The 24,222-nt window shown below is 75.3% G+C and carries 21 protein-coding genes; 13 read left to right on the top strand and 8 right to left on the bottom strand.

Annotated elements, in window-relative coordinates; translation table 11 throughout:
• Positions 1–14: 14 nt before the first annotated feature.
• Positions 15–185, top strand: a complete 171-nt coding sequence (locus tag ACWDRR_RS38130; protein ID WP_449776910.1) for a hypothetical protein — start codon at positions 15–17, stop codon at positions 183–185.
• Here ACWDRR_RS38130 and ACWDRR_RS38135 read toward each other — a convergent pair.
• Positions 146–433 carry a hypothetical protein gene (locus tag ACWDRR_RS38135; RefSeq protein WP_449776869.1) on the bottom strand — a complete coding sequence of 96 codons (288 nt, stop codon included), beginning with the start codon at positions 431–433 and terminating at the stop codon, positions 146–148. The two genes, ACWDRR_RS38130 and ACWDRR_RS38135, sit on opposite strands and share 40 nt — an antisense overlap.
• A gap of 118 nt (positions 434–551) precedes the next feature.
• A complete protein-coding gene (locus ACWDRR_RS38140; protein ID WP_449776870.1) occupies positions 552–1,331 on the bottom strand; it encodes a glutamate racemase in 780 nt (259 codons plus the stop codon).
• Between the two features lie 57 nt (positions 1,332–1,388).
• Here ACWDRR_RS38140 and ACWDRR_RS38145 point away from each other — a divergent pair, with 57 nt between their 5' ends.
• Positions 1,389–2,528 (top strand): glycosyltransferase, encoded by a 1,140-nt coding sequence (locus ACWDRR_RS38145; protein ID WP_449776871.1) that lies wholly within the window; start codon positions 1,389–1,391, stop codon positions 2,526–2,528.
• A 24-nt stretch (positions 2,529–2,552) separates the two neighbouring features.
• A complete protein-coding gene (locus tag ACWDRR_RS38150; protein WP_449776872.1) occupies positions 2,553–3,326 on the top strand; it encodes an SAM-dependent methyltransferase in 774 nt (257 codons plus the stop codon).
• On the opposite strand, the gene ACWDRR_RS38155 is transcribed toward ACWDRR_RS38150, so the two are convergent.
• The 5 genes from ACWDRR_RS38155 to ACWDRR_RS38175 form a co-directional block, all read right to left on the bottom strand.
• A complete protein-coding gene (locus ACWDRR_RS38155) occupies positions 3,306–4,505 on the bottom strand; it encodes a glycosyltransferase family 4 protein (RefSeq protein WP_449776873.1) in 1,200 nt (399 codons plus the stop codon). The genes ACWDRR_RS38150 and ACWDRR_RS38155 overlap by 21 nt on opposite strands.
• Positions 4,506–4,508: 3 nt before the next feature.
• The gene (locus ACWDRR_RS38160; RefSeq protein ID WP_449776874.1) at positions 4,509–5,708 is read right to left on the bottom strand and encodes an ABC transporter ATP-binding protein; all 1,200 of its coding nucleotides are present in this window, start codon (positions 5,706–5,708) and stop codon (positions 4,509–4,511) included.
• Positions 5,698–6,603 (bottom strand): ABC transporter permease, encoded by a 906-nt coding sequence (locus ACWDRR_RS38165; RefSeq protein WP_449776875.1) that lies wholly within the window; start codon positions 6,601–6,603, stop codon positions 5,698–5,700. The genes ACWDRR_RS38160 and ACWDRR_RS38165 overlap by 11 nt, the downstream gene beginning before the upstream one ends.
• A 156-nt stretch (positions 6,604–6,759) precedes the next feature.
• Positions 6,760–7,437, bottom strand: coding sequence for a thiol:disulfide interchange protein DsbA/DsbL (locus tag ACWDRR_RS38170; RefSeq protein WP_449776876.1), 678 nt, complete (start codon positions 7,435–7,437; stop codon positions 6,760–6,762).
• A 181-nt stretch (positions 7,438–7,618) separates the two neighbouring features.
• Positions 7,619–8,728 (bottom strand): glycosyltransferase family 4 protein, encoded by a 1,110-nt coding sequence (locus tag ACWDRR_RS38175; RefSeq protein WP_449776877.1) that lies wholly within the window; start codon positions 8,726–8,728, stop codon positions 7,619–7,621.
• 301 nt (positions 8,729–9,029) lie between these two features.
• Between ACWDRR_RS38175 and ACWDRR_RS38180 the strand changes: the two genes are divergently transcribed.
• The 10 genes from ACWDRR_RS38180 (at position 9,030) to ACWDRR_RS38225 (ending at position 23,323) form a co-directional block, all read left to right on the top strand.
• Positions 9,030–10,169 carry a glycosyltransferase family 4 protein gene (locus tag ACWDRR_RS38180; protein WP_449776878.1) on the top strand — a complete coding sequence of 380 codons (1,140 nt, stop codon included), beginning with the start codon at positions 9,030–9,032 and terminating at the stop codon, positions 10,167–10,169.
• Positions 10,170–10,495: 326 nt separating this feature from the next.
• Positions 10,496–12,331: a nucleotide-binding protein gene (locus ACWDRR_RS38185; protein ID WP_449776879.1), complete on the top strand. Its 1,836-nt coding sequence runs from the start codon at positions 10,496–10,498 to the stop codon at positions 12,329–12,331.
• Entirely contained in the window at positions 12,328–13,467 is a 1,140-nt protein-coding gene (locus ACWDRR_RS38190; protein WP_449776880.1) for a glycosyltransferase, read from the top strand. Before ACWDRR_RS38185 ends, ACWDRR_RS38190 begins: the two co-directional genes overlap by 4 nt.
• 55 nt (positions 13,468–13,522) lie before the next feature.
• Complete coding sequence (locus ACWDRR_RS38195) at positions 13,523–14,701, top strand: GNAT family N-acetyltransferase (protein ID WP_449776881.1); 1,179 nt, start codon at positions 13,523–13,525, stop codon at positions 14,699–14,701.
• Complete coding sequence (locus ACWDRR_RS38200; RefSeq protein ID WP_449776882.1) at positions 14,701–16,314, top strand: hypothetical protein; 1,614 nt, start codon at positions 14,701–14,703, stop codon at positions 16,312–16,314. Before ACWDRR_RS38195 ends, ACWDRR_RS38200 begins: the two co-directional genes overlap by 1 nt.
• Positions 16,311–17,504, top strand: a complete 1,194-nt coding sequence (locus ACWDRR_RS38205; protein ID WP_449776883.1) for a DegT/DnrJ/EryC1/StrS family aminotransferase — start codon at positions 16,311–16,313, stop codon at positions 17,502–17,504. The genes ACWDRR_RS38200 and ACWDRR_RS38205 overlap by 4 nt, the downstream gene beginning before the upstream one ends.
• 128 nt (positions 17,505–17,632) lie before the next feature.
• Positions 17,633–18,088, top strand: coding sequence for a large conductance mechanosensitive channel protein MscL (mscL, locus tag ACWDRR_RS38210; protein ID WP_449776884.1), 456 nt, complete (start codon positions 17,633–17,635; stop codon positions 18,086–18,088).
• A 355-nt stretch (positions 18,089–18,443) separates the two neighbouring features.
• Positions 18,444–19,280, top strand: coding sequence for a DUF6643 family protein (locus tag ACWDRR_RS38215; protein ID WP_449776885.1), 837 nt, complete (start codon positions 18,444–18,446; stop codon positions 19,278–19,280).
• A gap of 314 nt (positions 19,281–19,594) precedes the next feature.
• Positions 19,595–20,473, top strand: a complete 879-nt coding sequence (locus ACWDRR_RS38220) for an MOSC domain-containing protein (protein ID WP_449776886.1) — start codon at positions 19,595–19,597, stop codon at positions 20,471–20,473.
• A gap of 447 nt (positions 20,474–20,920) precedes the next feature.
• Positions 20,921–23,323 carry a right-handed parallel beta-helix repeat-containing protein gene (locus tag ACWDRR_RS38225; RefSeq protein WP_449776887.1) on the top strand — a complete coding sequence of 801 codons (2,403 nt, stop codon included), beginning with the start codon at positions 20,921–20,923 and terminating at the stop codon, positions 23,321–23,323.
• A gap of 257 nt (positions 23,324–23,580) precedes the next feature.
• On the opposite strand, the gene ACWDRR_RS38230 is transcribed toward ACWDRR_RS38225, so the two are convergent.
• Complete coding sequence (locus ACWDRR_RS38230; protein ID WP_449776888.1) at positions 23,581–24,177, bottom strand: TetR/AcrR family transcriptional regulator; 597 nt, start codon at positions 24,175–24,177, stop codon at positions 23,581–23,583.
• Positions 24,178–24,222: the final 45 nt, after the last annotated feature.

A 24,222-nucleotide genomic window follows, 5' to 3' on the forward strand; every position in this document is an offset into this window, starting at 1 on the left:
GCCTTGCGCGGCGGTTGGCGGCCGCCCCCGAGCCCGCGCTCGCGGACGTCTGCCGTACCGCGGGGGAGGGCAGGACGCACTTCGCCCATCGCGCGCGGGTGCGGGAGGCCGGCCCGGCCGAGCTCTCATGCGGGATCATGCGGGATCAGAGGCCGCGGATGGCGTCACCGAGGTCGCTGCCGTAGGAGGACCAGCAGACCACCGATCCGTCGGAGTCGAGCTCCCCCATGTACCAGTCGTCGTCGCCCGCGGCCCTCACCAGGCACAGGCCGTGGAAGTCGATGATCACCTCGGGCGAGAGCGTCTCGTAGTCGGCCTGCCCGGCCCACTCGACCACGACCAGCCGCTCGAGCGGGAGCAGAGCCGCGGTCCCGTCCCCCGACAGCGCGCGTACGCGCTCGAGGGTCCAGCCGTCGGGCAGTTCGGAGTTCACCGCGCAAGGGTGGCAGACCGGGGCCGGCACGTTCCACGTGGTTATCCCGCCAGGCCGCCGAGCGCGTGATCGCGACCGGTCGACGGCGCGACGGCGCTAGGGCGCGGCACCCGCGGGGTCAGGCGGCCGGGGCGGCGGGAGCGGTGAGGTCCAGGCCCTGGGGGTAGAGGAGGACCGCGGCCGGGAGGGTGGCACTGCGGCCCGCGTGCAGGACGGTGAGCGTGCCGGAGCCCCGGCGGGCGGGGTCGGCGACCCGGCGCAGGGCCTGGGCCGCGACGGCGTCGGCCGAGCCGTGCAGGGTGAGGTGCGCGGCGGCGACGGGCGCGACGGCGGCGCGGATCCGGTCGGCGACCAGCTCGTAGTGGGTGCAGCCGAGCACGATGGCCTCCGTGCCGGCCGGGGTGCGGGCCGCCGCGTCCGCGACGGCCGCGTCGATCGCCGCGTCGTCGCCGTGCTCGACGGCGTCCGCCAGGCCCGGGCAGGCGACCTCGGTGACGGCCGCCGCTCCGGCGAAGTCCCGGATCAGACCGCGCTGGTAGGCGCTGCCGGTGGTGGCCGGGGTGGCCCAGATCGCGACCCGCCCGCCGAGCGCCGCGGCCGGCTTGATGGCCGGGACGGTGGCGATGACCGGCAGCGCGGGCTCCAGCTCGGCCCGGAGCGCGTCGAGCGCGTGGACGGAGGCGGTGTTGCAGGCGATCACCAGCGCGTCCGGTTCGAGGGCCGCCGCCGCCCGCGCGCAACCGAGCGCGAGCGCCGTGATCTCCTCGGGCGTGTGCGGGCCCCAGGGCATCGAGGCCGGGTCGGAGGAGAGCACCAGGTCGACGTCCGGTCGCAGGTTCCGAAGTGCGGAGGCGGCGGCCAGCAGGCCGATTCCCGAGTCCATCAGTGCGATCTTCACAGGGCAAGACTTTAGTCGATCCACCGCTGCGGGCCCCTGGTGCGGCAGACTGCCCGGGTGACCGTCCTGCTGTGGATCGCCGTCCTCTCCCTGCTGGTCTGGCTCTGGCTGGCCTGCTGCCACGGGTCGTTCTGGCGCACCGACGTGCGGCTGCCGCCCCGCCGCCCGCCGGCCCGGTGGCCGCAGGTCGCGGTGGTGGTACCGGCCCGGGACGAGGCGGAGGTGCTGCCGCTCAGCCTGCCGAGCCTGCTCGCGCAGAAGTACCCGGGGCGGGCCCGGGTGATCCTGGTGGACGACCACAGCTCGGACGGCACGGGCGCGCTGGCCGCCGCGCTCGGCCGGCCCGAGGGCCTGGAGCTGACCGTCACCACCCCTCCCCCGCTGCCGCCCGGCTGGACGGGCAAGCTGTGGGCGCTGCGGCACGGGGTCGAGCTGGCCGGCCCGGACGCCGAGTACCTGCTGCTCACCGACGCGGACATCGCGCACGGCCCGGACTCGCTCGCCGAGCTGGTGTCCGCCGCCGAGAGCGACCGGCGCGACCTGGTCTCCCAGATGGCCCGGCTGCGGGTCGAGACCGGCTGGGAGCGGCTGATCGTGCCGGCCTTCGTCTACTTCTTCGCCCAGCTGTACCCGTTCCGCCGCAGCAACCGGCCCGGGGCCCGGACGGCCGCCGCGGCGGGCGGCTGCTCGCTGGTGCGGCGGGAGGCGCTGGAGCGGGCCGGCGGGGTGGCGGCGATCCGGGGCGCGGTGATCGACGACGTGTCCCTGGCCCGCGCGGTGAAGGCGGCCGGCGGCCGGATCTGGCTGGGGCTGGCCGAGCAGGTGGACAGCGTCCGCCCGTACCCGCGGCTCGCCCAGCTCTGGCGGATGGTCTCGCGCAGCGCCTACGCCCAGCTGCGGCACTCCCCGGTGCTGCTGGCCGGGACGGTGCTGGGGCTGGCGCTGGTCTACCTGGTGCCGCCGGCGGCCACCGTGGCCGGGCTGGTCACCGGGCACGGCGCGGTGGCCGCGGCCGGTGGTGCGGCGTGGGCGCTGATGACGGGCACCTTCCTGCCGATGCTGCGCTACTACCGGCAGCCGGCGCCGGCCGCGCTGCTGCTGCCGTTCACCGCCTCGCTCTACTTGCTGATGACGGTGGACTCGGCGGTGCAGCACTGGCGCGGCCGGGGGGCGCGCTGGAAAGGCCGGACGTACTGAACGCGCCTGGTCCACACTGTTCGAATGAACCGTCAGACGATCTCCCGCCTCGCCCATGCCCACCACCCGATCGCCGCGCCGATCACCGACGAGTCGGTCGCCCGGCTGCTGACCCGGGCGACCGCGCACACCGGGACCGGCCGGGCGCTGGACCTCGGCTGCGGTGAGGGCGGCTGGCTGATCCGGGCGCTGACCGCGCACCCGCACTGGCAGGCGGTCGGGGTGGACCTCGACGCCGCGGCGCTGACCCGGGCCCGGGAGACGGCGGAGGCGGTCGGGGTGGAGCGCCGGCTCGGTCTGCACCACCTGGACGCCCGGGAGTTCAGTGCGCGGGAGCCGTTCGACCTGGTGCTGAACGTCGGGGCGACGCACGCCTTCGGCGGGCTGCTGCCGACGCTCGCGGCGGCCCGCGAGCACCTCGCGCCGGGCGGCCACGTCCTGGTCGGCGAGGGCTTCTGGGAGCGCGAGCCCTCCCGGGCCGCGCTGGACGGCCTGGGCGCGGCCCGGGAGGACTTCGCGGATCTGGCGACCACCACGGACCGGGTGATCGCGGACGGCTGGGTGCCGGTGTACGGGTACGTCAGCAGTCCCCAGGAGTGGGACGACTACGAGTTCTCCTGGACGGGCTCGCTCGCGCAGTGGGCGCTGGACCACCCGGACCACCCGGACGCGGCCGCCGCCCGGGAGGCCGCCGACCGGCACCGCACCGAGTGGCTGCACGGCTACCGGGGCACGCTCGGCTTCGTCACCCTGCTGCTGCGCCGCCAGGGCCCGCCGTCAGCGCCGCAGCAGCCGTAGCGCGGCCGGCTTGGTGAACTCGTACCTGGTCATCTGCTCCAGGTCCCGCAGCCAGCCGGTCACCCGCGCCGGGCGCGCGAGCACCCGGGTGTAGAGGTCCTCGAAGGCGGTGGTGACGCTGTCCAGCGAGAACCGCCCGACCACCCACTCCCGGCCCCAGTCGCCCAGCCGGGCCCGTCGGGCGGGGTCGTCGAGCAGGCCGCGGAGCTGGGCCGCCAGCGGCTCCGGCTCGCGCGAGCCGTCGCCGAAGCCGTACATGCAGCGCGAGGCGTGCGGTTCGACCAGCGGGCCCGGCTCGTGGACGGCGCTGTAGCCGGCGGCGCCGTGCACGACGACCGGCTTGGCGAAGGCGAGGCCGCGCAGGGCCGAGCCGCCCATGCCGAGCACGATGTCGGCGGCCTCGTAGGCGGGTCTCGGGTCGGCCAACTGCCCGGGCACCAGCACGGCTTGGCGGCCGAGCGCGGCATTGGCGGAGGCGGCGTCGGCGCGCAGCCGCTCCAGGCTGGGGCCGGCACCGACGACGACGAGCCGCACGCGCGGGTCGTCGAGCCGGCGGACGGCCTCGACGGTGAGCTCGGCGCCGGCGTCCTTCTCCAGCGCGGGGACCAGCCGGGTGACGATGACGAGCAGCAACTCGTCGGCCCGGATGCCGTGTTCGCGCCGGAACGCGGCGCCGTCCACCCGGCCCGGCGCGTCGGTGGCGGTGTTGACCGGCGGCTCGATCAGGCTGACGTCCTGGTGCCCGAAGGCCCGGCCGTCCCCCAGCAGCGCGCCGAGGCCCAGCACCAGCGGCTGGTGCCGGGGCAGGCCGCGCAGCATCCGGATGCCGTAGAAGGTGGTGACCACCGGCAGCCGGCCGTAACGCCCGGGCCCGAAGTAGGAGTTGCGGGCCGCCCGGACCTCCCAGGCGTGCAGCAGCTGGCTGCCGTGCTCGGCGGCGAGGCGGCCGAGCCGGCGGCGGACGTCCGCCCGCGGGGTGTCGGGCCCGCCCGCGACCACCACGTCGAGGCCGTGGCCGGTCGCGACGTCGAGCAGCGGGGCCGGGCCGGCCACCCCCTGGGCGAACAGCACCGGATCGTGCCCGCGGTCGCGCAGGGTGCGGGCGATGTCGACCGCGTTGAGCTGGGCGCCGCCCAGGGCGAGGTTGTTGAGGTGGACCAGCACCCGGACAGGGCTCACGGGTCACTCCTCCCAGTGGTGCGGGACGAACACCGGGGCGGCCAGCACCACCGCGCGCGGCGGCGAGTCCAGCATCGGCCCGAACACGTCGAACTGGCCGACCGAGTGCCAGCTCATCAGCGTGCCGCCGTCGGTCCGGCCGATGCTGTAGACGCCCGCCCAGAGCGTGTACCGGCCGCGCGGCAGCGGCAGTCGGGGAATCACGCAGGCGACCTGGTGGTCCTCCCCGGTGAGCCGGACCTCGTGGCTGATCTGGAAGATCGGGCTGGAGGTGCCCTCGCTGACGCCCAGGTGCAGGGTGGCGTCGCCCCGGTAGTCGCCGCCGAGGGTCAGCTCGACCGTCATCGGCTCGTCGGTGGTGAGGCTGTCGCGGTCCTCCCCCCGGACGGCGTGCTTGAGCAGTTGCAGCGGTTCGCCGGTGCGGCCGCCGGTCTCCGACTGCGCCTCGATGGAGTCCCGGTAGCCGGCCATCGCCTCCTTGATGCCCGCGTCCACCCGCACCGAGCCCTGCTCCAGCCAGATCCCGCGCCGGCAGATCGACTCCACGGCGGGCAGGTCGTGGGAGACGAAGACGATGGTGGTGCCCTGCTCGGCGACCTCGCGCATCCGGTCCAGGCAGCGCTGCTGGAAGACGGCGTCGCCGACCGCCAACACCTCGTCCACCAGCAGCACATGGGGTTCCAGGTAGGCGGCGACGGCGAAGCCGAGGCGCATCTGCATGCCGGAGGAGTAGAACTTCACCTGCCGGTCGATCGCGCCGCCGAGCCGGGCGAACTCCACGATGTCGTCGAAGCGGGTGGCCACCTCGCGCCGCCGCAGGCCGAGCAACGCGCCGAACAGGTAGATGTTCTCCCGGCCCGTCAGGTCCGGGTGGATGCCGGCCCGGATCTCGATCAGGGCGCCGATCCGGCCGCGCACGTCGATCACGCCGCCGTACGGGTACATCACCCGGGTCAGCATCTTCAGCAGCGTGGACTTGCCGGAGCCGTTGGATCCGATCAGACCGACCGACTCGCCCGGCTCGATGTGCAGGGTGATGTCGCGCAGCGCCCAGCGCCACTCCTCGCCCTTCTCGCCGCGCAGCCGGCGGGCCATCGAGTCGACCTTGTCGCGCAGCAGCATCCGCTGCTGGTCGGCCTTGAAGCGCTTCCACACCTGGTCGGTGCGGATGGTGCCCAGGGGGTGCGTCGGGCTAGGCGACATCGGCGATCCCCGTCTCCAGCTTCTTGAACAGCAGGTAGCCGCCGACCAGGAACACCAGCGAGGAGACCGCGGCGATCGAGGTGAGCGTGACGTCCGGCGCGTCGCCGTACAGCAGGGCGCCGCGGTAACCCTCGATGACGGCGCCCAGCGGGTTGAAGCCGACGTAGATCTCCTGCAGGCGCTGCGGGATCTGCGCCAGCGGGTACGCGACGGGGGTGGCGAACACGCCCATCTGGGTGATGATCGGCAGCAGGTGGCGGACGTCGCGCAGGTAGACCACGGCCACCGAGAGGATCAGCGCGACGCCGTAGGTGAAGGCGAACTGGATGGCCAGCAGCGGCAGCACCCAGAGGAAGGTGGCGGCCGGGGCGGTCCAGAAGATCAGGAAGAGCAGGCCGAGGACGCCGACGCCGATCACCATGTCCACGCTGGCGACCAGCATGGTGGCCAGCGGGAAGACCTCGCGCGGGCAGTACACCTTGTTCAGCAGGCTGAGGTTGTTGGCCAGGCTCAGCGCGCCCTGGTTCATGGTGTTGCTGAAGAACTGCCAGACGATCAGGCCGACGTAGGCGAAGAGCGGGTAGTCCACCGAGCCGGTGTCGATCTTCACGGCGCGGTGGAAGACGAGGGTGAAGATGGCGCAGAGCGCCAGCGGGGTCAGCACCGCCCAGGCGAAGCCGAGCACCGCCTGCTTGTAGCGGGCGCGCAGGTCGCGCTCGGCCAGGGCGCGTACCAGCTCCCGCGCGCCCCACAGCTCACGGGCCACCTGCGCGGGGCGCAGCCGGCGTTTGAAGACCAGTTCGGGTGGCGGCCCGTCGGCGACCGCGGGCCGCCCCGACGCGGCCGATGTCTGGCTGTCGCGCTCGTCGACGAGCTGCGCGCGTTGTCCCCCCACGGACCCCTGCCCTCTCCGGTACCGCCGGTATCGAGAAGTGGGCCCGCCACCATGGCAGTTCTCGACCCCGGCGGTGCGGCCCGGCGTCCACTCTGGCACAGAGTGTGGTCGCCGGGGGTCGGTTCGGTGAAGGTGATCGGTCGGTCGGGAGAGGGGTCAGTGCCGGGGGTTGCGCTGCTGGTCCTGCTCGACCAGCCGGTCGAGCTCGTCGGGCATCGCACCGACACCGCCGGCCTTGGTCGGCGAGGTCCGCTCCTCGCCCTGGACGACCACGGTGGGCAGCTCGTTGATCCGGTACTGGACGAACAGCGCGGCGGCGTCCTCGACGGACCGCTGCACCTCGGCCGAGCGGTACGCGTCGCGGAAGACCTGCGGATCGACGCCCTGGCGCACCGCCCAGTCGGTGGTGGCGTCCTCGGTGGTGAGGTCCTGCTCGTTGGTGTGAACGGCGCGGAAGGCGCTGGTCTGCAGGCGCTCGACCAGGCCGAGGCGCTCCAGCGTGTAGTAGAGGCGCGCATGGCCGCGCTGCGCGCGCTCCTCGGGGCTGCCCTGCCAGATCGCGGGCACCCGGCGCAGGTTGACGTCGGCCCGGTGCTTCTCGGCCCAGGCCTGGAGCGGCTGCTCCAGCTGCTGGGAGTGGCCGCAGTCGTACCAGAAGAACTCGACGGCCTCGGTGCGGGCGCTCTCGCGCACCGGCTTCAGCTGGTCGACCCGGACGGACTGGGCGCCCTCGCGGGACGGCTGGTGGACGGTGGCCGCGCCGGCCTGGACGGGGGACGCGGCGATCCCGGTGGCGACGGCCAGCAGGACGGTGGACCTCAGGAGTGATTTCACAGCCGGAAGTGTCTCCGTGACGCTTCGTTACCGGCCGGTTCGGGCGGTGCCACCGGGTTCGGGTTCACCCGTTCGGCCCAGCCCGACCGGCGCGGCGCAGGGCCGTCCGGCGCGGCGCGGCCCGGCGCCCCGTGACGGACCCGCGCCCCGGCCCGACGGCCGCCGCGGCACCGCCCGCAGGTCAGCGCACCAGCTCCGCGAACAGCCGCTGCCACGCGTCGGCCACCACACCGAGTTCGCAGTGCTCCAGCACGTGCTCCCGAGCGGCCGCGCCGAGCGCCGTCCGGTCGCCGGCCAGCACCTTGGCCAGCGCCTCGGCGAGCGCGACCGGGTCACCGGGAGCGACCAGCGCACCGGTGGCGCCGTCGCGGACCACCGAGCGGACCCAGCCGACATCGGTGGCGACGGCGGGCAGCCCGGCCAGGCCCGCCTCGATCAGGACGCCGGGCACCCCCTCGCTGTCACTGGTGAGCAGCAGGGCGTCGGCGGCCCGGTACAGCGGGGCCGGGTCCGCGAGGGTGCCGAGGAACTGGGCCCGGGCGGCGGCCGGATGCCGTTCCAGGGCGGCGCGCTGCGGACCGTCACCGGCCACCGCGAGGCGGACGTCGGGGAGCCGGTCCAGGGCGTCGAGGGCGAGGTCGAGCCGCTTCTCGGGGGCGATCGCGCCGATCCAGGCGACCAGCAGGCCCTCGGTGGGCAGGCCGAGCGCCTGGCGCGCGGCGCGCCGGTCGGCCTCGCCCCCGGCGGGCGGGTAGCGGTCGGCGGAGCGGGCGTTGGGGATGGTGCGGACCGTGCCGGCGGGCAGCCTGAAACGCTCCTGCAGCAGGGTGCGGGCCTCGTCGGCGAGCGCGGTGACGGCGGCCGCGCGGTGCAGCAGGGCGCCGGTGCGCAGCCGGCGCAGCGGGCTCGCCGTCCAGTGCCGGGGGTCGCCGATGGAGACGTAGACGAACGGGGTGCGGGTGCCGGCCAGGGCGAAAGCGCAGGCGGGGAGGGTGGCGGAGCCGTGTGCGACGACCAGGTCGGCGGTGCGCGCGGCGGAGCGCAGGGCGAGCAGGGTGGCGGGGTGCAGCCGGGCGGGGCCGAGCACGGGGGTGGCGAGGGTGTCGGGCGCGTCGGGGGCGGCGTCGGGGTGCGGGGCGAGGGCTCGCAGGGCGGAGCCCTGGCCCCGGCGGCGCAGTTCCCGGTGGAGGTCCCGGGCGAGGTTCTGGGCGCCGCGGCGGCGCGGGTCGGTGATCACGTGCAGGATGCGGGGGCGGGTTCCGGCCGTCTTCGCCGGCGTCGCGTCGGGCATGGCAACGACCTTGGCACAGGGGCAGGCGCGGGGCAGCCCCTTCGCGCAACCCGGCGGTGGCCCGCGCGCCAGCGCGGGTACTCCCGTTGGGCGCCGGCCGGGTGCCGTCGTACGCCGCCGGTGTCGGTCGCACGCCCCGGTGCGCGCCCCCGGCCGCCCCCGGCCGCTCCGGGCGGCGGGAGGCTCCTGGCCGAATACCTGGCGGGCGGGCGCCGCCACCTGCGATGCTGATCGGCAGTCAGGGTGCCGGCCGTCATGGGAGACCGGCCGCGCCCAGGAGGGCGGGGGTTGGCCTGTGCATGTGCTCTATGTGATCGACAGCGTGAGCCGGGTCGGCGGGGCCGAGCAGGGCCTGGTGGCGATGGCCCCCCAACTGGTGCGGGCCGGGGTGAAGCTGGACGTCGCGTACCTCAAGGACTCGCCCGGCGGCTTCCAGCCGGAGCTGACCGCGGCCGGCGCCGACGTGTTCGGCGTCGGCCGGGCCACCCGGGGCCGGACCGTCACCGCGCTGCGCAGGCTGGTCCGCGAGCGCCGCCCCGATCTCGTCCACACCACCCTGTACGAGTCGGACGTGCTCGGCCGGGCCGCCGCGCTGTCGGCCCGTACGCCGGTGGTCTCCAGTCTGGTCAACTCGGCGTACGGGCCCGAGCACCTCAACGCGCGCGGCCTCAGCCCCTGGAAGGTGCGGGCCGCGCAGGCGGTGGACGCCGCGACCGCCCAGGGCACCCGCCGGTTCCACGCGCTGACCCGGCACGTCGCCGGGGCGATGGCGCAGCGGCTGCGGGTGCCGCGGGAGCGGATCGACGTGGTGCCGCGCGGGCGCGACCCGGAGCTGCTGGGCGTCGTCACCCCGGAGCGCCGGGCCGCCGTCCGGGCCGCGCTGGGCCTGCCGCAGGACGCGCCGGTGGTGCTCGCGGCGGCGCGCCAGCAGTACCAGAAGGGCCTGGACGTGCTGCTGGAGGCGTGGCCGGCGGTCCTGCGGGCGGAGCCGGACGCGGTGCTGCTGCTGGCCGGCAGCGAGGGCACCGAGACGCCCCGGCTGACCGCGCTCGCCGGGGCGACGGGCAGCGTGCGCTTCCTCGGGCCGCGCGGCGACGTCTTCGACCTGATGGCCGCCTCCGACGCGTTCGCCGTGCCGTCCCGCTGGGAGGGGCTGGGCAGCGCGGCGATGGAGGCGATGGGCGTCGGCGTGCCGCTGGTCTGCGCGGACGTGCCGGCGCTGCGCGAGACGGTGGGCTCGGAGGACTACGCCCGGCTGGTGCCGGCGGAACAGCCGGCCGCGCTGGCGGCGGCGCTCGTCGACACCCTGGAGGACCGGGCGTCGGCCCGGGTGCGGGCGAAGGCCGCGCGGGCACGGTTCCTCACGGCCTTCACACTGCATCAGGTGTCGGCACAGATGGTCGAGTTCTACGAGCGCTCGCTGCGGCTGCGGACGATCTGACGGGATCCGACCGCTCACCACCCGCTCCCGGCCATCGGGCGGGCCCAGTATCGCCAAAGCGGTTGCGCCGCACGTCGCGGCTCGGCAAGCATCGCAGGGAGACCGGCGGGCGGGGGCCGGTGCGCGGGCGGGGCCGGGCCGTGCACCCCGGCCGGCACCGCTCCGCCGCGGGGAGCGAGTCGTCAGGGGGGCGAGTTGCGACATCGGGCGAGGGATTCCACCGGGCCGAGAGCGTGGCGCAGGACAGACAGCAGCACCCGGACCGCCGCGCTCCCGACGGGAGCCCAACAGCACCACCGCACCACGAACGCGAGGGGATCCGACCGGTGGAACCGGCAAACCACTTCACCGTCCTGCGGCGGTACTGGCGACTGCTCGTCGGCTGTACGCTCGCCGCACTCGTCGTCGGCTGGCTGCTGACCCCCACCGGTGACACGGTGGACAACGCCAAATGGAAGTGCAAGGTCGCCATCACGCCGGTCGCGGGGGCCGGCGACACCGTGCGGGCCGACCAGGTGCTCTCCTACGCGCAGGGCTCGGACGTCGCGACGGCGGCGGCCAAGCAGCTCGGCATCGCCGACGCGGCGGCGGTGATCGCCCGCCGGACCGTGACGGCCGACAGCGCCCAGATGCTCTCGATCGCCACCACCGGGCCGACCCAGCAGTCCTGCTCCGACCTGGCGGCCGCCTACTCGGCCGCGATCATCAAGGGTTTCAGCGACGAGTCCGCCAAGAGCGCCGCCGAGACCGTCAAGAAGCTGCAGGCCCAGGCCGACGCCCAGCAGAAGCAGCTCGACGACATCCAGCAGCAGTTCAGCCGCGCCTCGGCCGCGGACCAGCCCAAGCTCCAGCCCAAACTGACCGCCGCGTCCACCTCGCTGACCGCCACGCTGACCGCGATCAGCAAGCTGCAGAACGGCGCCCAGACCGACGCCATCCAGCAGTGGGGCAGCATCGACGCCCGGCAGAGCGCCGGCAACCTCCTCTCCTCCCCCAGCCGGAGCGTGCGGCTGGGCCTGGCGGTCGCGCTCGGCCTCGGCCTCGGCGTCGTCGCCGCGCTGATGCTCAGCCGGATGGACACCCGGCTGCGCACCCGCAACGCCGTCGAGGAGGGGTTCAACCTGCCGGTGATCGGCGAGGTGCCACAACTCTCCCGCCGGCTGCGGCGGTTGCGCGAGCCGCTGGTCCGCGCCCGCCCCTCGGACCCGGCCGCCGAGGCGTACCGCTCGCTGCGCTCCACGCTGCTGCTCACCGGTCCGGACGCGCTCGGGCGGTCGGCCGCCGGGCACACCGAGTGGGAGCGCGCCGATTCCGCCCCGCGCCGGCTCGCCGATCCGGCCCCGGTGGTCCTGGTCGCCTCCGGCAGCAGCGGTGACGGGCGGACCACCACCGTCGCCAACCTGGCCGCCGCGCTCGCCGAGACCGGGCGCGAAGTCCTCGTGCTGGACTGCGACTTCCGCCATCCGCAGCTGCACGCCCACCTCGGTGTGGGCGGCGGCCCGGGGATGGCCGAACTGCTCAGCGGCGAACAGCTCGGCGAGTTGGACGAGCTGATCCGGCCGACCAACGTGGCGGGCGTCTCGCTGATCACCGGCGGCAACACCACCGCCTACCCGGCCGCGCTGGTGCTGCGCGCCGCCGAAGTCCTGCGCCGGGCCCGCCGGTACGCCGACGTGATCCTGGTGGACACCTCGCCGCTGCTGCACGCCAACGACGCGTACGACCTCGTCCAGCACGCCGACGCGGTGCTGGTCACCGTGCGCAGCGGCAATGCGACCCCCGAACAGGCCGACCGGGTGGCCGAGTTGCTCTCCCGGACCGGTGTACCGGTGGCCGGGGTGGCGCTGCTCGGCAGCGACGGCCCGGCCGGGAGGCGCCGGCGCACCACGGCGGGCGGCGGTCCGGCGGCGCCGGGCGGCCGGGCCGACCGGGCCGCACTGCCACGCACGGCCGCACCGGCGCCGGCGCCGGCACCGGCGCCGGCCGCGGACCGGGGCGCGGAGCGGACGACGCCGAGCTGGGCCCGGCGCGACGCCCTCGGTCCGGGGAGGAACGGCGCCGGCGCCGCCGGCCAGGGCCTCAACGGCCACGGCCCCAAGGCCGGCGCGGTCGACGGCGACCAGGGCGAGCCGGCCCTGCTGCGCGAGGCGGAGGAGCGGTGACCGGACGCACCCGGGTGCTCTGGCTGGCCAAGGGCCTCGGCCGCGGGGGCGCCGAGCAGCTGCTGCTCAACTGCGCCCGCCACGTGGACGGTTCGCGCTACGAGGTCGAGGTCGCGTACGTGCTGCCCTGGAAGGACGCGCTCGCTCCGGCGCTCACCGAGGCCGGGGTGCGGGTGCACTGCCTGGGCGGCGTGCCGGGCACCCCCGGCCGGGCCGACCCGCGCTGGCCGCTGCGCCTGCGCCGCCTGCTCGCCGAGCGCCGCTACGGCCTGGTGCACACCCACATGCCCGTCCCGGCCACCGCCGCCCGGCTGCTCTCGTACCGGCCCGGCGGCGCGGGCTCGCCGCGGCTGGTCCACACCGAGCACAACGTCTGGGACCGCTACCGCCCGGTCACCCGCTGGGCCAACGCGCTGACGTACCGGCGCAACGACGCGGTGGTCGCGGTCTCGCACGCCGTCGAGCGGACCATCCCGGCCGCCCGCCGGCGCCCCGGCGCCTGGGTGCACGTGGTGCACCACGGGCCGGACCTGGCCGGCGCCCCGCAGGGGCCGGCCGCCCGCGCCGCCGCCCGGGCCGAACTCGGCCTGCCGCAGGACGCGTTCGTGGTCGGCACGGTCGGCAACCTGACGCCGAAGAAGGACCAGGCCACGCTGCTCCTCGCGCACGCCCGACTGCGCCGGGACCGTCCGCGGGCCCGGCTGGTGCTGATCGGCGCCGGGCCGCTGGACGGCCGGCTGCGGGCCCACGCCGAAGAGTTGGGCGTCAGCGACAGCGTGCTGTTCGCCGGCTCCCGCCCGGATGTCCCGGCGCTGCTGCCCGGCCTGGACGTCTTCACCCTGAGCTCCCGCCAGGAGGGCCTGCCGGTGGCCCTGATGGAGGCGATGACCAGCGGCCTGCCGTCCGTGGTCACCCGGGTGGGCGGCATGCCGGAGGTGCTGGACGACGGCGACCAGGGCCTCCTGGTGGAGCCGGGCGATCCGGCCGCCCTGGCCGCCGCCCTCGGCCGGCTGGCCGACGACCGGGAGCTGCGGGAACGCCTCGGCGCGGCGGCCCGGGAGCGCGCCGCACGCTTCGACGTCGCGGGCGCCCAGCGGGCCGTCGAGGCGGTGTACGAGCAGGTCCTGCGGCACTGAGCCCGCCGTCGATCCCCCGAAGGCTCCTACCACCGATCGGAGAGCGAGTCCGGACGTGAGTGCCCTGCCCGCCCCTGCCGAGCCCGTCTTCCGCCCGCTCGCGGAGGCCGACCTCCCGGCGGTGCTCGATCTGCTGACCGCCTCCCTGGCCGGCGGCCCGACCGGCACCCGCACCGCCGACTTCTTCGCCTGGAAGCACCGCCTGGGGCCCTTCGGCGCCAGCCCCGGCCTGGTCGCCGAGACCCCGGACGGACGGCTCGCGGGCGTGCGGCTCTTCCTGCGCTGGCAGTGGCACGAGGGCGTCACCGGCCGCACCGTCACCGCCGTCCGGCCGGTGGACACCGCCACCCACCCGGACTTCCAGGGCCGCGGGATCTTCCGCCGGCTCACCCTGGACCTGCTCGAACAGGTCTCCGGTCAGGCCGAGTTGGTGTTCAACACGCCCAACGGCAACAGCCTGCCCGGCTACCGGAAGATGGGCTGGCAGGAGCTCGGCCGGGTACCGGTGGCGCTGCGCCCGGTCCGGCCGGCCGCGTTCGCCCGGGGGGTGCGGGCGGCGCTGGCCCGGGAGTCGGCCGGTCCGGCCGCGCCACCGGTGTGCCGGCTGCCGACCGCCCGGTCGTGGTTCGCCGACCGGGTGGCGGGCTCCGGCCCGAACGACGCCCCGCGCGACGCCACGCACGACGCGCCGACCGGCCCGCGCGACGCCCCGACCCGCCCGACCGGCCCGCACGCGGCCCCGCCGGCCGACGGTCAGCCGGCCGACGGTCAGCTGGCCGAGCTGCTGCGCGAACGGGCCGCCGCCGACCGCGCCGATCCACGGCTGGCCGTCCTGCGCACCCCGGAGTTCCTGCGCTGGCGCTACGGCGAGGCCCCCGGCCTGGACTACCGGGTCCTCACCTGCCACCGGGGCGGCGAGCTGACCGGCCTGGCCGTCGGCCGGCCCCGCCGGCGCGGCCCGCTCGCCGAGTTCACCCTCGCCGACGTGCTGGTCCGCCCGGGCGACCGGGACAGCGCGGCCCGGCTGCTGCGCGCCGCCGCCCGCGAGTCCGGCTGCGACCACGTCGCCACCCACCTCTCCCCCGGCACCGAGGCCGCCGCCGCCGCGCTGCGCGCCGGCTATCTGCGGGCCCCCCGCACCGGGATGACGCTGGCCGCCCGCACCCCGGCCGGCCGGACCGGACTGGCGCTGTCCGACTGGCGGTTCACCCTCGGCGACCTGGAGGTCTTCTGATGGCCCGGCCGGCTCCGGCCCGGGCCGGACTGGGCCGCGCGCCCCGGCCGTCCGCCGTCGCGGCCGTCCGGGACCGGGTGCCCTGGCCGTCCGCCGTCGCCGCCGCGCTGGTGACCGGCTACGTCACCCTCTTCGTCGTCGCCATGGTGCACACCTCGTACGACACCTGGGGCGCGCTGCTGATCCTCCCGGTGCTGATGGCCGTCGGCACCCCGGTCCTGGCCCGGATCGCCGCCGCCAACCCGGAGCGGGACGTGTTCCGGCTGCTGATGCTGGCCATGACCGCCAAGCTGCTCTGCGCCTTCCCCCGCTACCTGATGGCCTTCGTGCTGTACGGCGGCGCGGCCGACGCCAAGATGTACCACCAGAAGGGCGCCGAGCTCGCCGCCTACCTGGACCAGGCCGACCTCCTCGCCGGCGTCCACTACGACCTCGGGATGAAGGTCGCCGGCACCGGCTTCGTCATCATCGTCACCGGCGTGGTCTACGCGATCACCGGGCCGTCGCTGATCGGCGGCTTCCTGGTCTTCTCCTGGCTGGGCTTCTGGGGCCTGCTGCTGTTCTGGCGGGCCCTGCAGATCGCCTTCCCCGAGGCGGACACCCGCAAGTACGCCAAGCTGGTCTTCTTCCTGCCCTCGCTGCTGTTCTGGCCGTCCAGCATCGGCAAGGACGCCTGGATGATGTTCTGCCTGGGCCTGACCACCTACGGCACCGCGCGGCTGCTGGACCGCCGGTTCGGCGCCTTCGCCTGCATCGCGCTCGGGTCGGTCGGTACCGCGATGGTGCGCCCGCACGTCACCGCGCTCGCCGGGGCCGGTCTGATGGTCGCCTACGTGCTGCGCAAGCGCCCGCAGCAGGTGAGCGCGCTCGGACCGCTGCGGACCATCCTGACCGCCGTGGTGCTCGGCGCGATGGCGGTGCTGATGCTGCAGCAGGTCTCGACCTTCTTCGGCACCGACGGCACCGGCGGCGACGCCGTGAACCAGGTCCTCTCGGAGACCACCCGGCGCACCAGCCAGGGCAACTCGATGATCAGCGCGACCGCCCCCGAGGACGCCGCGCCCCAGTTCAGCCTGAATCCGGCCGGGCTGCCGGTCGCCGTGGTCAGCGTGCTGTTCCGGCCGTTCCCGTTCGAGGCCTCGAACATCCAGAACCTGATCCAGTCGGTGGAGTGCTTCGCGCTGCTGGTGATGTTCATCCGGGGCTGGCCGCGGCTCAGCCGGCTGCCCCGGCTCTTCGTGCAGCGCTCGTACATCGCCTTCACCGCCGTCTACACCCTGCTGTTCTGCTGGGCCTTCTCGACCATCAACAACATGGGCATCCTGTCGCGCGAGCGCGTCCAGGTCCTGCCCCTGGTCCTGGTCCTGCTGGTCGTCCCGGCCGGCTCCACCGCCGCCCGAGGGGCCGCCGGACGCCGGCCGCCGCCGGTCTGGCGGGTCGCGCCGGGCCAGTGGGGCGGGCGCCGGCGGCCACCCGAAGCCCACCCCGCCCACATCGGCGGGCCGGGGTCCGACGAAGCGTCTCCGGTCCGGTCGCCGGCCGGGTCACCGGTCCGGTCGCCGACGCAGTCACCTACCCAGTCACCGACCCAGGGGGGATCCACCGCGCCATGACCACCGACACCCTTGCCCTGCCCGCCGCCCTCGGCGGCACGCCCGCCTTCCCGGAGGGCCTGCCGCTCACCCGCGTCCAGGTGCCCGACCGCGCCGCCCTGCTGGAACGGCTCGGCACCGTGCTGGACAGCGGGCAGCTGACCAACGGGCGGACCGTCGCCGAACTGGAGGAGGCCGCCGCCGAACTGCTGGACGTGCCGCACGTGGTGGCCGTCTCCAACTGCACCGCCGGCCTGATGCTGGTGCTCCAGGCGGCCGGCCTCGCCGACGGCCGGCCGGTGGTGATGCCCGGTTTCACCTTCTCCGCCACCGCCCACGCCGCCCACTGGGCCGGCGGCACCCCGGTGTTCGCCGAGGCCCGCGAGCAGGACATCACCCTGGACCCGGAGGACGCCGCCGCCCGGCTCGCCGCCGCCGACCGCCCGGCCGCGCTGATGGCCACTCATGTGTACGGCACGCCCTGCCAGGTGGAGCGCCTCCAGGAGGTCGCCGACGCGGCCGGCGTCCCCCTGGTGTACGACTCGGCGCACGGGTTCGGCAGCAGTCGTCGGGGCGTGCCGGTCGGCAACTTCGGCTACGCCGAGGTGTTCTCGATGAGCCCCACCAAGGTCGCGGTGGCCGGCGAGGGCGGCCTGGTCGCCACCCGGGACGCCGCCCTCGCGGCGCGGCTGCGCACCGCCCGCGACTACGGCAACCCGGGCGACTACGACACGCTCTTCCCCGGCCTGAATGCCCGGATGAGCGAGCTGCACGCCGCCGTCGGTCTCAACTGGCTGGCCGGCCTGCCCGAAAGGGTGGCCCGTCGGGGCACACTCGTCGCCGAGTTCGCCGCCGCGACCGCCGGGCTGCCGGGGCTGCGCCTGGCCCTGCCGGAGGAGGGCGACGTCTCCACCTTCAAGGACCTCACGCTCATCCTGGACGCCGCCGCCTTCGGGCTCACCAACCGCCAACTCGCCGACGCACTGCGGACGGAGGGCATCGACTCGCGCCGCTACTTCCACCCGCCGGTGCAGCGCCAGCGGGCCTACGCCCACCTCGGCCAGGCCGAGTCGCTCCCGCTGACCGACCGGCTGGCGGACTCGGTGCTGACGGTGCCGCTCTGGACCCAGATGGACGCCGCCACGGTGCGCCGGATCGCCGGGGCGGTGGTCCGGATCCAGCCGTACGCGGAGCGTCTGCGCGCCGCCTGACCGGGCCCCGGCCCGTTAGGCGGATCGGGTGAACGCGGTTGGACCGCGGGCACGCCCGGTCGGCAGGATGTCCGGCCGGGGCCCGCGGTCCCATCTCACCCTCCCCCGTACGGATTTGGAGTCACCCGGTGCTCAAGGGATTCCGCAGCTTCCTGCTGCGCGGAAACGTCGTGGACCTCGCGGTCGGCATCGTCATCGGTGCGGCGTTCACCGCCGTCGTCACCGGGTTCGTCACGGCCTTCCTGACCCCGCTGATCGGGGTCGCCACCGGGGCCGTCGGCGACTTCACCCAGAAGACCTTCGCGGTGGCCGGCACCGCCTTCCCGTACGGCGTCTTCGTGAACGCGCTGATCAGCTTCGTGCTGGTGGCCGCGGTGATCTACTTCATCGTGGTGGTTCCGGTCAGCCGGCTGCAGGCGCGGCTGGACGGCGCCAAGCCCGCCCCGGTGGCCAAGGCGGACTGCCCGGAGTGCCTCAGCCCGATCCCGGTGGCGGCGGTACGCTGCTCGTTCTGCACCTCGGAGGTGGCCGGCCGTCCGGGCTTCCCGGCGCAGGCCGTGCCGACCTCGGCACAGGCACGCTGACCTCGGGTTCTGCCGCCCCGGGAAGCGTTCACGGGAACTTTATCCCCGAAACATTCACGAGCCTCTGCCGCGCTGTCGGCAGGGGCTTGAATGCGCCGGCGCACGCCCCGACCGCAAAAGTTTCTTCGCGTGGCCCCGAACCGTCCACCGGCCCGTTACCGCACGGGGCTTCACCGGCTCAGTCCGGGCTCTGTTCGACCCCGCACCCCGACCCGAAGCTGGCCTGAAGTAGCCGCCGCTATGTCCGTTCTTCACACTTTCGAAGCTTTTGTGCGAGCGAAGACTGTGTAAACACTCGAACTGCTCGGCCTCCCACTCTCCTCAGCAGGCGCATTGTGGGCTTACCGTATGCCCCATGACCTCGCCCCGCTCCTACGACGGAGTCGGCTACCCCTCTCCGTCCTTCTCCTCCGGCACGCCCATCTACGACAGCCTCGTCGCAGAGCGCGGTGTCCCGCAGATCGCACCCATCAACGTGCCGGCCGCCCTGCCGCCGGCGCTCTCGTCCGGTTACGGATCCGGCCTCGGCCCGTCCTACGAGAACCGGTACGCGACCGGGTACGACACCCCCGGCAGCAACCTCCCCGCGCTGCCGCCCGCGCGCCTCGCCCTGGGCCCCGGCCCGAGCAGCGCTCCCTCCGCCGGCCCCGCCACGGCGTACATCCCGGCGCAGCCCGCGCCGGCGTACGCCGCCGCGCCCCAGCCGCCCGCCCCCGGCTACGGCGCCCCCCAGCCGTACCTGTCCGGACAGCGGCCGCAGGCTCCCGCCCCCGGCTTCTCGCAGGCCACCGGCGGCGGCTACCAGCCCTCCGGCGGCCAGAGCTTCGGCGGCCAGAACACCTTCGTCGGTGCCGGCCAGGGCGGCCAGCAGACCTTCGGCGCGCAGCCGCTGGGCACTCCCGGCTCCTTCGGCGGCCAGCCGAACGCCGCCGGCCAGCAGCACGGCGGTCCGCAGAGCTTCGGCGGGCAGCAGAGCTTCGGCGGCCAGCAGTCCTTCGGCGGCCCGGGCCAGGCCGGTTCCGGCTTCCAGGGCCACGGCGGCGAGCAGGGCTTCGGCGGCGCCCAGCTGCGCCCGGCCGTCACCCCGGTCGCGCCGGTCCGCCCGATGCAGCCGCAGCGCCCGGGCCCGGGCCCGTACGGCGAGCCCGGCCAGTTCCAGCAGGGCTACCAGCCGCAGGGGCAGGGCTACTGACCGACGACCCCGGGCCGGCCCCACCCGGCCCCATCCACAGCACCTGAGCACCACCCCGACGCCAACCCGCGCCGGGCGTACGGAGAAACGGGTCATCCACGGACCGCCCGGACCGCCACCCCCACGGCGGCCGGGCGGTCCGTGCGCGTAACGGGCCGGTCGTCCGCGCGGATCGGGAGGCCGGTCGTCCGCGCGGATCGGGAGGCCGGTCGTCCGCGCGGATCGGGAGGCCGGTCGTCCACCCGGAGCGGGAGGCCGGTCGTCCACCCGGAGCGGGAGGCCGGTCGTCCGCGCGGAGCTGGCAGGATGGGAGCATGCTGCTCACCGGACTCCACGTCTACCCCGTCAAGTCGATGTACCGCCTGAGCCCCGAGCATGCCCAGGTCGAGCCGTGGGGACTGGCCGGTGACCGGCGCTGGATGCTGGCGGACGCCACCGGACGCTTCGTCAGCCAGCGCGACCGCACCGCCCTCGGCCAGATCCGCGCCGAGCCCGCCGACGACGGCTCGCTGCTGCTCACCGCCCCCGACGGCTCCCGGATCGAGGTCCCGACCCCCGCCGTCGCCGTCGGCGACCCGCTCGCCGAGGTCGAGGTCTGGGGCACCCGGTTCCACGCCGCCGAGGCCGTCAAGGACGCCCAGCTCTGGATCGCCGAGCACCTGGGCGACTACCGGCTGGTGCACCTGGACGACCCCCGCGCCCGCCCGGTCGACCCGCACTTCGGCGCGCCCGGCGACACCGTCTCGATGGCCGACGGCTTCCCGCTGCTGCTCACCACCACCGCCTCGCTGGACCGGCTCAACGCCCTGATCGCCGAGGAGCACCCGGAGAGCCACGAGACGCTCCCGATGGACCGCTTCCGCCCCAACGTGGTCGTCTCCGGCAGCGAGCCGTGGGCCGAGGACGGCTGGCGCCGGATCCGGATCGGCGAGCTGGCCTTCAAGGTGGTCAAGCCCTGCGGGCGCTGCGTGGTCACCACCACCGACCAGGAGAGCGGTGAGCGGCGCGGCCCCGAGCCGCTGCGCACCCTGGCCCGGCACCACCGGCTGCTGAAGAAGGCGGCCTTCGGGCAGAACCTGATCCCCGAGCGCCCGGCCGGCGTCGAGGGCGACGTGCTCGGCACGCTGCGCCTCGGCGACGAGGTCGAGGTGCTGGAGGGCGGCGCGCACTGGCCGGCGGACGAGCGGGTGTGAGCCGGGGGCGCCCGCGGAGGGTGGGCACCCCTCCTGCCGGTGCCGTCGGCGGACGGGTGACCCGGGGGGCCGTCGCGACCGTCGCGACCTCCGCCGAGCGGTCCGGGGTGGTGGGCCGGCCCGGTCCGAGGCGGCCGCCGCAGGCGCTCCGGCCTCCTCGGGGGCCGCGGTCGCGGCGGCTGTCGCCGCCCGGGACGTCGGGTCCGCCGCCGGGGACGCAGCCGGGGACGCCACTGCCGGGGGCGGCTGGTCCGGCACCGCGTTCGGAACCCGAACTGTGCGCGCTCGTTGAAACATGTGGTGAACACGAAACGGTCCCCGGCCGGGCCCGACGGGCGGCGGCCGGACCACCCGCGCGAGCGCGCTACGGTGGGCGGGGCGACCGCGCACCCCGCGCGTACGGCCCGTTGATCGCCGGCTCGACGAAGGTGGGGACGACAGACCGTCATGGCTGAGCACAGGGTCCGAGTCACCCAGGACAGCGCCTCCCGCTGGCGTCGCCGCGCCGGCGAGTACGACACCCTCGCGGAAGCCCTCGCGGCCGCCGAACCGGGTGACACCGTGAGCGTCCGGCCGGGCACCTTCCGGGAGAACCTGGTCCTGGACAAACCGGTCACGGTCGTCCCGGCCCAGGGCCCCGGCACGGTCCGGATCGATCCGCCGAGCGGGGTGCCGCTGACCGTCACGGCCGCCGCCACCGTCCGCGACCTGGTGATCGAGGGCAGCGACAGCTCCCTCCCGGCCGTGCTGATCACCGGTCCGGAGGCGACGCCCGCCCTCAGCGGCTGCCGGGTGGAGACCCGCTCCGCCACCGGCGTCGAGGTCACCGCCGGAGCCCGGCCCACCCTGCGCGGCTGCGTGGTCGCCAACCCCACCGGGCTGGGCCTGCGGCTGCGCGGCGAGGGCACCGCGGCGGCCTTCGAGGACTGCGAGGTCGCCGCCGCCGGGCAGGCCGGACTGGCCGTACTCGGCGGCGCGACCGCCGCGCTGGAACGCTGCCGGGTCCACCACGCGACCGGCGCCGGGGTGCTCCTCACCGACCCGGGCAGCGCCGCCGAGCTGACCGGCTGCGAGATCTACGAGATCCGGGGCAGCGGCGTCCAGGCCGAGGCCCACGCCGGCGGGCGGCTGGTCGACTGCGACATCCACCGGGTCACCGGCAACGGGATCACCCTGGACGGCGAGGCCGAACTCGTCCTGACCGGCTGCCGGGTGCACGACCTGCCGGAGAACGGCGCCGACCTGCGCGGCCGGGCCCGGCTCACCCTGACCAACAGCACCGTGCGGGACTTCGGGCGGGGCGCGCTCTCGGTCTGGGACCAGGGCACCGAGGCCACCGCCGAGTCCTGCGAGATCCACGGCTCGACCGGCGAGTACCCGGCCCTGTGGGTCAGCGACGGCGCCCGGCTCACCCTCACCGACTGCTCGCTGCACGACCTGCCGGACGCGCTCTTCGTGCTGGACCGCGACTCCGCCGCCACCGCCGAGGGCTGCTCGTTCAGCCGGATCCGCAGCTCGGCCGTCTCGGTCAGCGGCGGCGCCGGGGTGACGCTGAGCGGCTGCCGGGTCCAGGAGGCGGGCACCGGGCTCTGGTTCCGCGACCACGGCAGCGGCGGGCTGCTCACCGACTGCGAGATCTCCGACGTCGCCACCGGCGTGATCGTCACCAAGGGCGCCGACCCCGTCCTGCGCGACTGCACCGTCCGGGCCAGCTCGGACGCCGGCGTCTACGTCTCGGCGCAGGGCCGCGGCACCTTCGAGGACTGCCGGGTCTCGCACGGCAAGGGCTTCGGCTTCCACATCATCGACGGCTGCCGCACCGTCCTGACCCGGTGCCGGGCCGAGCAGAACGAGCGGGCCGGCTTCGAGTTCTCCGAGCCCGGCCCGGTGGTGGAGGCCTGCACCTCGGACGACGTCGTACCGACCGCCCCCGCGGCCGACCTACCGGCCCCCCGCTCCGCGCGGGCCGCCCAACTCACCACCACCGCACCCACGTTGACCGCGCCTGCGGCGATCGGACCGATCCCCGACTGCCGACCCGCCGACGAGGCGCTGGCCGAACTCGACGCGCTGGTGGGCCTGGCCACCGTCAAGCAGGAGGTGCGGACCCTGATCGACCTGATCGCGGTCGGGCGCCGCCGCCGCCAGGCCGGGCTGAAAGCCCCCTCACTGCGCCGCCACCTCGTCTTCACCGGCGCACCCGGCACCGGCAAGACCACCGTGGCCCGGCTCTACGGCGAGATCCTGGCCTCGCTCGGGGTGCTCCAGCGCGGACACCTGGTCGAGGTGGCCCGGGTCGACCTGGTCGGCGAGCACATCGGCTCCACCGCGATCCGCACCGCCGCCGCCTTCGACCGGGCGCGCGGCGGGGTGCTCTTCATCGACGAGGCGTACGCGCTGGCACCCGAGGACGGCGCCCGGGACTTCGGCCGCGAGGCGATCGACACCCTGGTCAAACTGATGGAGGACCACCGGGACGAAGTGGTGGTCATCGTGGCCGGCTACACCCTGGAGATGGAACGCTTCCTCTCCGCCAACCCCGGCGTCTCGTCCCGGTTCTCCCGCACCATCACCTTCTCCGACTACACCGCGGACGAGCTGCTGGAGATCGCCCGCGCGCAGTGCGCCGAGCACGAGTACGCGCTGGCCGAGGCCACCGAGGGCGCGCTGCTCCAGCACTTCGGCACCCTGGAGCGCGGCCCCAACTTCGGCAACGGGCGCACCGCCCGGCAGGTCTTCGAGACCATGGTGGAACGGCACGCCATGCGGGTCGCCCAGCTCGCGGATCCGTCCACCGAGGAGCTCCAACTGCTCGTCCCCGCCGACCTGCCGGCGGCCCGCCTGCCGTAGGGGGGTGTTTGCAAAGTCCCGCCGGGTCCGACGCGACTTTGCAAACACCTCCTGGCCGGGGCGGGGCGGAGGCTCGCCGGGCGACCGCGGCGGGGTGGCGGCTCGCCAGGCGGGGCGGGCGTGTTTGCAAAGTCCCGCCGGGTCCGACGCGACTTTGCAAAGACCCCCTGGCCGCAGCGGGGTGGCGGGCTCGCCGGGCGGGGCGGCGGGGTGGCGGCTCGCCCGGCGACGGCGGCGGGAGCGTGAGCGGTCCGCGCTCAGCGGCGCTCCGGGGCCGCCTCCTTCCCCAGCATCCGCTCCACCAGCAGCTCCAGGCGGTGCTTCGCCTGGTCCGGCCGGAGCCGGCCGCTCCGGCGGAGGGTGGCCAGGCCGTGCAGGGCCGCCCAGACCACCTCGGTGAAGAGCTCCGGATCCTCGGCCCCGGCCACCTCGGCCACCGGTCCGGCGAGGGCGGCGAAGCCCTCCTTCAGCGGGGCGGGTGAGTCCGGGCGCCCGAACGGCAGCTCCGTTGCCAGGGTGAACATGGCGTCGTAGAGCGCCGGGTTGGCCGCCGCGAAGGCCAGATAGCGACCCGCAACGGCGCGGAAGGCCTCGACCGGCCCGTCCGCCTTCCGGGTGACCGCCCGCAGTTCGGCGGCGAGCTCCGAGAAGCCCTCCAGCGCGACGGCGGCCACGATCGCGTCCTTGCCGGCGAAGTGGCTGTAGAGCACGGGCTGGCTGTACTCGATCCGCTCGGCCAGCCGGCGGGTCGTCACCGCCTCCCAGCCCTCGGTCTCCGCCAGCTCACGGGCGGTTCGAATGATCAGCTGATGCCGCTCGGCGCGTTCGCGCTCGCGGCGCTCCTGGATTGACATGACATCAAGCCTAGCAGCGCTAGACAGTCGAGCAATGAACGCGCT

Source organism: Kitasatospora sp. NPDC003701 (assembly GCF_053587085.1).

What these genes read in the sequence shown, in the direction of transcription:
- ACWDRR_RS38175 (WP_449776877.1), bottom strand. Translation starts at nt 8,728, where the DNA reads ATGCCCGACGCGACGCCGGCGAAGACGGCCGGAACCCGCCCCCGCATC.
- ACWDRR_RS38160 (WP_449776874.1), bottom strand. Translation starts at nt 5,708, where the DNA reads ATGTCGCCTAGCCCGACGCACCCCCTGGGCACCATCCGCACCGACCAG.
- ACWDRR_RS38200 (WP_449776882.1), top strand. Translation starts at nt 14,701, where the DNA reads ATGGCCCGGCCGGCTCCGGCCCGGGCCGGACTGGGCCGCGCGCCCCGG.
- ACWDRR_RS38225 (WP_449776887.1), top strand. Translation starts at nt 20,921, where the DNA reads ATGGCTGAGCACAGGGTCCGAGTCACCCAGGACAGCGCCTCCCGCTGG.
- ACWDRR_RS38220 (WP_449776886.1), top strand. Translation starts at nt 19,595, where the DNA reads ATGCTGCTCACCGGACTCCACGTCTACCCCGTCAAGTCGATGTACCGC.
- ACWDRR_RS38150 (WP_449776872.1), top strand. Translation starts at nt 2,553, where the DNA reads ATGAACCGTCAGACGATCTCCCGCCTCGCCCATGCCCACCACCCGATC.
- ACWDRR_RS38230 (WP_449776888.1), bottom strand. Translation starts at nt 24,177, where the DNA reads ATGTCAATCCAGGAGCGCCGCGAGCGCGAACGCGCCGAGCGGCATCAG.
- ACWDRR_RS38215 (WP_449776885.1), top strand. Translation starts at nt 18,444, where the DNA reads ATGACCTCGCCCCGCTCCTACGACGGAGTCGGCTACCCCTCTCCGTCC.
- ACWDRR_RS38205 (WP_449776883.1), top strand. Translation starts at nt 16,311, where the DNA reads ATGACCACCGACACCCTTGCCCTGCCCGCCGCCCTCGGCGGCACGCCC.